General features: G+C 67.6%; 9 protein-coding genes and 1 pseudogene. 8 read left to right on the plus strand and 2 right to left on the minus strand.

Annotated elements, in window-relative coordinates; all coding sequences use genetic code 11:
* Window positions 1-28 precede the first annotated feature (28 nt).
* A complete protein-coding gene (locus DQW50_RS18575) occupies window positions 29-271 on the minus strand; it encodes an amphi-Trp domain-containing protein (RefSeq protein WP_241964478.1) in 243 nt (80 codons plus the stop codon).
* Window positions 272-355: 84 nt separating this feature from the next.
* On the opposite strand from DQW50_RS18575, the gene DQW50_RS17330 reads away from it, so the two are divergent.
* Window positions 356-1,393 (plus strand): hypothetical protein, encoded by a 1,038-nt coding sequence (locus tag DQW50_RS17330; protein WP_112080505.1) that lies wholly within the window; start codon window positions 356-358, stop codon window positions 1,391-1,393.
* 115 nt (window positions 1,394-1,508) lie between these two features.
* Here DQW50_RS17330 and DQW50_RS17335 read toward each other — a convergent pair whose 3' ends face one another.
* On the minus strand, window positions 1,509-2,588 hold the full coding sequence (locus DQW50_RS17335) for an aminopeptidase (protein WP_112080506.1): 1,080 nt from the start codon (window positions 2,586-2,588) through the stop codon (window positions 1,509-1,511).
* A gap of 90 nt (window positions 2,589-2,678) precedes the next feature.
* Here DQW50_RS17335 and DQW50_RS17340 point away from each other — a divergent pair.
* From DQW50_RS17340 to DQW50_RS17370, 7 genes and pseudogenes are all read left to right on the plus strand, one after another.
* A pseudogene (locus DQW50_RS17340) lies at window positions 2,679-3,643 on the plus strand (M48 family metallopeptidase).
* A 77-nt stretch (window positions 3,644-3,720) separates the two neighbouring features.
* Window positions 3,721-5,112, plus strand: a complete 1,392-nt coding sequence (gene cofH, locus DQW50_RS17345; RefSeq protein WP_112080507.1) for a 7,8-didemethyl-8-hydroxy-5-deazariboflavin synthase subunit CofH — start codon at window positions 3,721-3,723, stop codon at window positions 5,110-5,112.
* A 74-nt stretch (window positions 5,113-5,186) separates the two neighbouring features.
* Window positions 5,187-5,975 carry an electron transfer flavoprotein subunit beta/FixA family protein gene (locus DQW50_RS17350; RefSeq protein ID WP_112080508.1) on the plus strand — a complete coding sequence of 263 codons (789 nt, stop codon included), beginning with the start codon at window positions 5,187-5,189 and terminating at the stop codon, window positions 5,973-5,975.
* A complete protein-coding gene (locus DQW50_RS17355; RefSeq protein WP_112080509.1) occupies window positions 5,975-6,922 on the plus strand; it encodes an electron transfer flavoprotein subunit alpha/FixB family protein in 948 nt (315 codons plus the stop codon). The genes DQW50_RS17350 and DQW50_RS17355 overlap by 1 nt, the downstream gene beginning before the upstream one ends.
* A gap of 90 nt (window positions 6,923-7,012) precedes the next feature.
* On the plus strand, window positions 7,013-7,267 hold the full coding sequence (locus DQW50_RS17360) for a hypothetical protein (RefSeq protein ID WP_198664719.1): 255 nt from the start codon (window positions 7,013-7,015) through the stop codon (window positions 7,265-7,267).
* A gap of 199 nt (window positions 7,268-7,466) precedes the next feature.
* On the plus strand, window positions 7,467-8,414 hold the full coding sequence (locus DQW50_RS17365) for a DUF5995 family protein (RefSeq protein ID WP_112080510.1): 948 nt from the start codon (window positions 7,467-7,469) through the stop codon (window positions 8,412-8,414).
* A gap of 276 nt (window positions 8,415-8,690) precedes the next feature.
* Window positions 8,691-8,918: a hypothetical protein gene (locus DQW50_RS17370; protein ID WP_241964479.1), complete on the plus strand. Its 228-nt coding sequence runs from the start codon at window positions 8,691-8,693 to the stop codon at window positions 8,916-8,918.
* Window positions 8,919-9,126: the final 208 nt, after the last annotated feature.

The raw sequence follows: 9,126 nt of genomic DNA on the forward strand, positions 1-9,126 counted from the left end.
CGCTATCGACGGTGGGGGCTGTTGTGGCTCAGCCCGAAACGCAGGTCGTACTCAAGGGAACGAACGGTGAGATAGAACCTGCGAACTCTCCGGAAGACGTGGGCCTAACCCTCAGTGAGGGAAGCCCACGACTGTAGTCGTGGGAGAAGTCACCCCGCGTGAGGGTGATGGCGTTGCCGGCGTCGAGCGAGTCGGCGACGGTCCGGAGATACGAGGCGATCTCCTCACGACTGCGGCGACTCTCCGACTCGAAGAGGACTTCCTCGGGCATACGGCTCCGAAGGGGACACCGACAAATAAACGTGTACGCCGAACCACGAGCCAGGTTTAATACTGCCACCGACGATCCCGAGACGTGTCCGGGAACGTCGAACTATCGAAGCCCTTCCGACGGACAGTCCGTTCCCTCCCGACCCTGCTCGCGATCCCGGCGTCCGTTCTCCTTTCGGCCGCCCTCGTCTCCGGGAGGACGACGGCCACCACCGAGCTTCCGTCGGCTCCCGTCGATACGATAGCCCTCGCGTTCTCGGTCGTCGCGATCCCGATCGTCGCGTCGGCCGCGGCCGTCGGAGCGTGGCGCGACGACCGACGGCTCCAGTGGGCGGCGACCGGCGGGCTCCTCCTCCTCGGACTCGTTCCGTTCGGCGTGACCTTCGAGGTGGTCCTGATCGGCGTCCTCGTCGTCCTCGGGCTATTGAACACCGTTCCCGACCGCCGGTGGTACGACGTCTGGCTCGCGCTCGCCATGGTCGTCTCGCTGTGGGGGACCGGCTCGCTTCTCGTCGCGTACACGACCGGTCACGGCGGCGTCATGGTCGTCGTCGGTGCCACGATCGTCTTCGGCGCGACGGTCTCGGTCCTCGCCGTGGCCACCGGAACGCTCGATGAGGACGGTCGGCCCCACGCGGCCCGAGAACGCGCGAGGGGGACCGCCCTCTCGACGGTCGTCTCGGGGATCGCGTCCGGCCCCGAGTGGCGGATCGCCTGGGTCGCGGTCGCACTCCTCTCGGTTTCCGTCACGGCGTTCCACTTCCTCGGGTTGGCGTGGGGAGCGTACACGCGTTATTGGTTCTGGGACGTGATGACTCACTCGCTGTCCGGATTCGGCGTCGCGGGCATCGTCTACTTGTTACGACCGGGGACGTTCGCGACCCCGAGGCGACTGTTCCTGTTCCTGCCCGCGCTCGTGTTCACGATCGGTGCCGTCTTCGAGGTGTACGAATACGCCTTCCGCGAGTTCTACGTCCGGTGGAGCGTCGAGCGGTATCTCGGGGACACGCTTTCCGATCTGGCATACGACGCGCTCGGGGCGCTGGCGTTCGCCTGCTTCCCGTACGCTCGTCACGTCGGGATCGGACCGCAACCGGTCGGATCGGACGACGACGACGGCTAGAACCCTTCCTCGAAGACGGACCTACCGTTGCACCGTTTCCCCGCCCTCGCTCCGCTCGGCCGGGCAAAACCTGCAGGGAAAACCCCGCAGAGAAACCACACACGACCGCCCCCTCCTAGAACCCTTCCTCGAAGACGAACGTGCCGTTCCGCTGGACGACCTCGCCGTCGACCTCGATGACCGAGTCCTCGCTCATGTCGACGATCATGTCCACGTGTTCGGCGGACTCGTTGACCTCGTTCTCCTCTCCGACGGTCTCGGGGTACGCGGAGCCGACCGCCATGTGGACGGTGTCCCCCATCTTCTCGTCGAACAGCATGTTGTAGGTGAACCGGTCGATCTGCCGGTTCATCCCGATGCCGAGCTCGCCGAGGCGTCTGGCACCCTCGTCGGTGCCGAGGATCCCGGAGAGCAGGTCCTCGTTGCGCTCGGCTGAGTGCGAGACCACCTCGCCGTCCTCGAACCGCAGGCGAACGCCCTCGATCTCGCGGCCGTACCGGTACAGCGGGAGGTCGAAGTACACCTCGCCGTCGACGCCGTCGCGGACGGGGGCGGTGAACACCTCGCCGCCGGGGAGGTTCTTCTCGCCCCCGTCGTTGAGGGCGCTGTTCCCGGAGATATCGAGCGTGAGGTCCGTCCCGTCGCCGGACCGGATCCGCACCTCGTCGCCTTCGTCCAGGATATCGACCATCCCGGCCTGGAACTCGCGTTGGGCCTCCCAGTCGAGCGAGACGGCGTCCCACACGAAGTCCTCGTACGCCTCGGTGCTCATTCCGGCGAGCTGCGCGTGTCCGGAGGTGGGAAACTGTGTGAGACACCACGTCTTCGAGAGGCGGGTCCGTTTGACGTCCTCCATCGCGCGGTTGTACGCGGCGTTCGTCTCGGGGTCGACGTCGGCGTCCTCCGTGACGTTGAGGCCCCCTCGAGCGATCACGAACACGTCGGTCTCCTCGTAGAGCGCGCGCCGGTGTGCGGGCTCCTCGAACCCCTCCGAAGCGCGTTTGAACGCCCGGTCCGCGCGCTTCGAGTAGTTGAGGTACACCGGGTTCGCCCCGCGGTCGCCACTGATCTCGTGGAGCGCGACCGCGAGGTCCTCTGCCTCCTTCGGGAGCTGGATGACGACGTCGTCGCCGGCCTCGATGCCGGTCGAGTGGTTCGCGATCGTCTCCGCGTGTTCGCGTACGCGTGGGTCCATGATCCCGTCTTCTCGCCGCGGGTGATTACCGTTTCCCTCGAGCGGACGACCCGACGTAACGCGTTTGCCCCCCGGGCCCCTAGCGAGCGTATGGCCCGGCTCGCCTTCCGGTTCGTGACCGCGACGGTCGGCGTCCTCCTCCTCGCGGGCTACCTCACTGCGGCGTTCCTCGTCTTCCGGACGCTCGGCGCGCTCTGGGCCCTCCGACCGGGCACCGGCGAACTGGTCCTCCTGCTCACAGCCGTGGCGCTCGGGTCCGCGCGTACCTGAGCTACCGGTTCGGGACGGCTCGGCTCCTCGCCGCGGTCAACGCCGACCCGATCCCGCGGGCGCGGGCCCCGGAACTCCACCGCCGGTTCGACGCGCTCGTCGACCGGATGGACGTCGAACGACCGGATCTGTACGTCGCCGACACGCGCGCGCCGAACGCCTTCGCGGTCGGCGGGTCCGGTCGCGGCGCGCTCGTGGTCGACCGGTCGCTGTTTCGACTGCTCCCGTCGCGGGAGCTGGAGGCGATCCTCGCACACGAGCTCGCCCACCTCGAGACGAACGACGGGCTGGTAGCCGCGCTCGTTGACGGGCTCGCCCGGACCGTCGTCGGGCTCCTCACGCTCGTGACGCTACCCGCGCTGTTGGCGCTGTCGGGGCTTGCCAGGGGATCGGCGTGGATCCGCGGGCGACCCGGCGACCGCTCGGACGTCTTCGGCCGACTCCATCGCCTGCTCGCGGGGGGCCTGGCGGTCGGGTTCGTTCTGGTAACGTTGCTCGCGCGGACCCGGTCACGCAGGCGGGAGTTCGCGGCCGACGACCGTGCCGTGGAGGTGACCGGCGACCCGCTCGCGCTCGCACGAGCGCTCCGGCGGATCGACCGCGCGACCGACCCGACCTGGCCGTTCGCGCCGCTGTCGAGCCACCGGGACACCGACGACCCGCTGGAACGCTGGCTGTCGACACACCCGCCGACGGCCGACCGGATCGAGCGGCTCAGACGACGCGCCGCGGCGCAGTCGACCCGCCGCAGCAGGGAGGGATGGACCGGCGTGCCGGTCAGGTGACCCGGCGACGACCCGGATGCCGACCGTCGGTGCCGTGACCGTCCCGTTTTTATCCGTGGGGCCGGGAAGATAGGGGGATGACGACGGAGCTCGACCCGGACCCGGACGACTTCGACTTCGCCGATCCGGCGACCGACCAGTCGTTCGAGAACGCCCTCGCGAAGGCCCGTGACGGGACCAGACTCTCCGTCGACGACGCGACCGAGCTACTCGCGACCGGGACCGATACCGACGGGATCGACCCGGTCCGCAAGGAGGCCGTCTTGGAGCTCGCGGACCGCCGTCGGGCGGAGACGGTCGGCGACGAGGTCACCTTCGTCGCCAACCTCAACAACAACGTCACCACCGCCTGCAACACGGGCTGTCTGTTCTGTAACTTCAAGGACTCCGCGCACGCGTTCGAGGCCGACAGCGACGTCGAACACGCCGGCTTCACCAAGCCACCCGCCGAATCGCGGGCGATAGTCGAGGACGCCCTCGAGATGGGGATCTACGAGGTGTGTTCCGTCTCCGGGCTCCATCCGGCGTTCGCGCTGAACGCGGAGCACCACGAAATCCTCGAAAGCTACGACGACCCGGCGAGCGAGGTGAACTACAAGCCTCCGGAGGCGTACGCGACCGACCCGGGCACCTACCTCGAGCAGATGGAGGCGATGTCGGTCGGCGGCGTCCACCTCCACTCGATGACGCCGGAGGAGGCCTACCACGCCAAACGCGGCACCGACTGGGAGTACGAGGCGGTGTACCGTGAGCTGTCAGCCGTCGGGCTCGACTCCGCGCCGGGCACCGCCGCCGAGATCCTCGTCGACGAGGTGCGCGACGTGATCTGTCCGGGGAAGATCCGCACCGACGACTGGGTCGCAGCGATGGAGGGCGCGACGGCGGCCGGCCTCGACGTCACCTCGACGATGATGTACGGCCACGTCGAGACGGTCGAACACCGCGCGAAACACCTGGAAGTGATCCGCGACCTCCAGGACCGGACCGGCGGGATCACGGAGTTCGTTCCGCTCTCGTTTATTCACGAGAACACGCCGCTGTACCGCCGGGGCGTCGTCGACGCCGGGCCCTCCCGCGACGAGGACGAGCTCGTCGTCGCGGTCGCCCGGCTCTTCCTGGACAACGTCGACCACGTCCAGGCGTCGTGGGTCAAATCGGGTGACGCCCACGGGCTCAAACTGCTCAGCTGCGGCGCGGACGACTTCATGGGAACGATCCTCTCCGAGGAGATCACGAAGCGCGCGGGCGGCGAGTACGGCGAGTACCGCTCGTTCGACGACTACGTGGAGATGATCGCGGCGATCGGTCGCGTCCCGGCCGAGCGCTCGACCGACTACCGGACGCGCCGACGGATCGACCCCGACGACGGCCCGCACGGTCCCCAGCTCGGCCCCCGCGCCGACGGCACGCCGATGCTCCAGGACGGGAGGGCAGGCGACGACGGCGAACCGGCGAGTGCGGACGACTGAGCGGTTCCGTCCCTTCGAGACACGTGGAGACACGTTTCGAAAACCATTACATCCCGACAGCCGGAGAAACGTTCATGAAAGTCCTCGTGACCGTGAAGGAGGTCGGGGAGGCGGACGACGACTTCGAGATAGAGGGGACCGACATCGCAGTGTCGGACCTCGAGTACGACCTCAACGAGTGGGACGACTACGCCGTCGAGGCGGCCGTCCAGCTCGCGGAGGCCGGGATCGCCGACGAGGTCGTCACCGTCACGATCGGCCCCGAACGCGCCGATGAGACGATCCGGATGGCCCTCGCGAAGGGCGCCGACCGCGCGGTCCGCGTGTGGGACGACGCGTTCGAGGGGTCCTTCGCCGACGTCTCCTCGAAGGTCGACGTCCTCGAGGCGGTCGTCGACGAGGAGGAGCCGGAGCTCGTCTTGGGCGGCGTTCAGGCGGCCGACACCGCGTTCGGCGCGACCGGCGTCGCGCTCGCCGAGCGGATCGGCTTCGAGCACGCCGCGGTCGTCAACGACCTCGATCTCGACGCCGACGCGGGCGTCGCGAACGTCCACCGCGAGCTGGAGGGGGGGATAGAGGAGCTGACCGAGGTCGACCTGCCCGCCGTGTTGACCGTCCAGACCGGGCTCAACGAGCCGCGGTACGCGAGCCTCCGTGGCATCCGACAGGCCCAACGCAAGGAGATCGCCGCGATGGATCTGGCGGACCTCGGGCTCTCCGCCGACGACGTGGAGAGCGCGCTCACGCTGACGGCGATGTACGAACCCGAGAGCGACTCCGACGCGGAGATCATCGAGGGCGACGCGGGCGAGGCCGCGGCACGGCTTGCGGAGGTCCTGCGTGACAAGGGGGTGGGCGCGTGATGAGCGACGTCCTCGTCGTCTCCGAACACCGTCGTGGGGAGTTGCGTGACGTCTCACTCGAACTGCTCACCGCCGGCCGAGAGCTCGCCGACACGCTCGGCGGCGACCTCCACGTCGCGGTCGTCGCCGGCGACGTCGACCGGTTCGCCGACGAGTTGAACCGACCGGGCGTCGACCGGATCTACACCGTCGAGAACGGCGAGGAGTTCGACCACACCGTCTACGCGGCGGCGGTCGAGGAGCTCGTCGACCGGATCGACCCGGCCGCCGTGCTCGTGCCGAACTCCGTCAACGGCCTCGACTACGCGCCCGCGATCGCGGAGCGGCTCGAGTTCCCGCTCGTCGCCGACGTCCTCGGCTTCGAGTACGACGACGGCCTGACCGTCACCCGCGAGATGTACGGCTCGAAGGTGGAGACGACCGTCGCGGTCGAGGGCGACCGCTTCTGTCTCACGGTCCGCGGCGGCGAGTTCGTCCCCGCCGAGGGTGTCGGCGACGCCGAGGTCGAGTCGGTCGACGTCGAGGCCCCCGAGTCGGGCGCGCGCGTCAAGGGCTTCGAGGAGGTCGCCGGCGGCGACGTCGACATCGCGGACGCCGACGTGCTCGTCTCGGTCGGACGCGGGATCGGCGAGGAGGAGAACATCGAACTCATCGAGGAGCTCGCCGACGCGCTCGGCGCGACGCTCTCCTCGTCGCGACCGATCGTCGACAACGGGTGGCTCCCCAAGAACCGCCAGGTCGGTCAGAGCGGGAAAGTCGTCACTCCCGACGTGTACGTCGCGGTCGGCATCTCCGGGGCGGTCCAGCACGTCGCGGGCATGAAGGGCTCCGAGACGATCGTCGCGATCAACACCGATCCGAACGCGCCCATCTTCGACATCGCCGACTACGGGATCGTCGGCGACCTCTTCGACGTCGTCCCCCAACTCGTCGCCGAGTTCGAGTGACGACTGGGCGGACCCGACGGGGGACGACGGGGGGTTCCGTCCACCCCTTCGGGCGAAAACGCTATACTTCCCGTTTCCGATCCCGTGGATATGCCACACGTTCGGGGGACGGTCCACGGCATCGCGGCGATGGTGACGCTGGTGGTCGGATCGGTACTGACGAACACGATCCGCGAGGAGTTCGCGGTGTTCGAGCGGGTCGCTGTGACGACGACGCGGCTACTCGTCGACGTAGCTGAACTGCCGATCTCGGAGGAGATCGCCGCGGTCGTCGTTCCCGTCGGCGTGTTGATGGGGGTCTGGGTGTTCGCCTACGAACTCCAGCGACTCTCGCGGGCGGGTTGACGTCCGTCCTCGTCGAGTCCATCGGATCCCCGCCGGGACGCCGGGTTCCCCCGCGGGTCACGAACTCCTCCCCGGTCACGAGTCGTTCCTCTTCGGGCCGTGTGTCGCTCCTCCCCGGTCACGAGTCGGCCTCGCTCACAGCAACGTTCTTGGGTTCCACCGGAGTATCCCGGCGTGACGACACTCGTCGCCACCCAACATGATATCGCCACGTGTCGTGCTCCCGACGTCCGCCGAACTCGAGGCGTTGCTGGCCGCCTACCGGCGGGGGATCGGCGTGGACGCCGACGCGCTCGTCGCGGAGGTGGCCGACGTCGACCCCGACGCGACGCTCGTCGACCCCCTCACGGAACCCTTCTCCTCCGTCGCGGACGTCGCCGACCGGTTGGCTCGGACGGAGGCGGCCCTCCGGGACCGTGACGACCGTCGGTCGGTGTTCCTCACGGTGTACGTCCGGATGACGGAAGCGGTCGCGACTGCGATCGAGGCGGACGAGTTCGCCGACCCCGACTGGGTCGCGTCGTACCTCGTCGCGTTCGCGGAGTACTACCGACGGGCGTTCCTCGCGTTCGAGCGCCGCGAGTTCGACGCGCTCCCGCGGGCGTGGCTCGTGGCGTTCGGCACGGCCGCCCGGGGCGACACCCTGGTCGCCCAGGACGCCCTCCTGGGGATCAACGCACACATCAGCTACGACCTCACGTACACGCTCCGGGACGTCGGTATCGACCCCGATCGGGGACGCAAGCGGGCGGATCACGACCGGATCAACGACGTCCTCGCCCGGCTCGTTTCGGTCGTTCAAACGGCGCTCGTCGAGGTGTACGCCGCCGCCGGCGTCGCCGGGGTCGACGCGCTGTTCGACCCGCTCGACGACCGGGTCGCGCTCCTGGGATTGGAGGGGAGCCGCGAGTTCGCGTGGCGGAACGCCGTGATGCTCGCGGACCTCCCCCCGTGGCTCGCAGGGGGATACGTCGGCTGGCGCGCCGGAACCGTCTCGACCGGGGTCGCGACCCTGATCGGCACGCCCCGGGTCGATCCGGAGAGCCGCCGCCGGCTGGAGGCGTTCGAAGCGAACGTCCCCGTACTGGCCGAGTTCCACGACGCGTTCCGGCTCCGTAGCGCGTCGACGACGACGATCGGGGAGTAGGGGATCGAGGCTCTGTCGAGATCCTCAACAACGGATCTAGTCCGGTCCGGTTGCGGTCAATACGTTTGTGTCGGTTTGTTCGTGCTGAATCAGTTGGTCAGTAGACGTAGGTACTGATCATCCGAGTTACTATGGGGTATCATACCGTTTCACATAGTTGGGGAACGTGGGCGAGTGTTGTCCACGTCGGCATCGTACTCGTCAGCAATCGGTACACAGCTATCCCGCACCCATACGTCGATCATGGTTCAGTGACGTTGGCAGGACGCACAGTGAGTGTCCGGAATCGAGATCGAGGCACGCACGGCCGAAGAAAGTGAGATCATGCGCAAGAAAGAACTCGTTTCGACTCACGCTCTGCTTCTGGAAGTCTCACACCATCTGATCGAGAACGAGAACATGCCAGCTGAGCGGATGGACACGTATCACGAAGCGATCAACGTTCTCGGTATGACGATCGAGGGGGAGTTCAAACGGACACGGACGCCTCCTGTTTCCCTATGATTGTACGAGATCGTCGCGGAGTTATACAAAACGGTACGTTCGTTGTCGCATAATTAGCGATGCGATTCGATTTTGATCAGTGGGTTTCCGCTCGTATCGGCAGTGATGGTGGCCGTCGTGGTATCTGCCTCGAATTGGAGCGTCATCTTGAGATTACACGAGATCGAGGAGAAAGCCCACGACTTCAGTCGTGGGATGAATCTGACCA

This window comes from Halorubrum sp. 48-1-W (assembly GCF_003287355.1).
In the GTDB taxonomy this organism is placed as follows: Archaea; Halobacteriota; Halobacteria; order Halobacteriales; family Haloferacaceae; genus Halorubrum.

Coding starts and splice junctions, on each gene's coding strand:
- DQW50_RS18575 (WP_241964478.1), bottom strand. CDS start 271: ATGCCCGAGGAAGTCCTCTTCGAGTCGGAGAGTCGCCGCAGTCGTGAG.
- DQW50_RS17335 (WP_112080506.1), bottom strand. CDS start 2,588: ATGGACCCACGCGTACGCGAACACGCGGAGACGATCGCGAACCACTCG.
- cofH (WP_112080507.1), top strand. CDS start 3,721: ATGACGACGGAGCTCGACCCGGACCCGGACGACTTCGACTTCGCCGAT.
- DQW50_RS17350 (WP_112080508.1), top strand. CDS start 5,187: ATGAAAGTCCTCGTGACCGTGAAGGAGGTCGGGGAGGCGGACGACGAC.
- DQW50_RS17355 (WP_112080509.1), top strand. CDS start 5,975: ATGAGCGACGTCCTCGTCGTCTCCGAACACCGTCGTGGGGAGTTGCGT.
- DQW50_RS17360 (WP_198664719.1), top strand. CDS start 7,013: ATGCCACACGTTCGGGGGACGGTCCACGGCATCGCGGCGATGGTGACG.
- DQW50_RS17365 (WP_112080510.1), top strand. CDS start 7,467: ATGATATCGCCACGTGTCGTGCTCCCGACGTCCGCCGAACTCGAGGCG.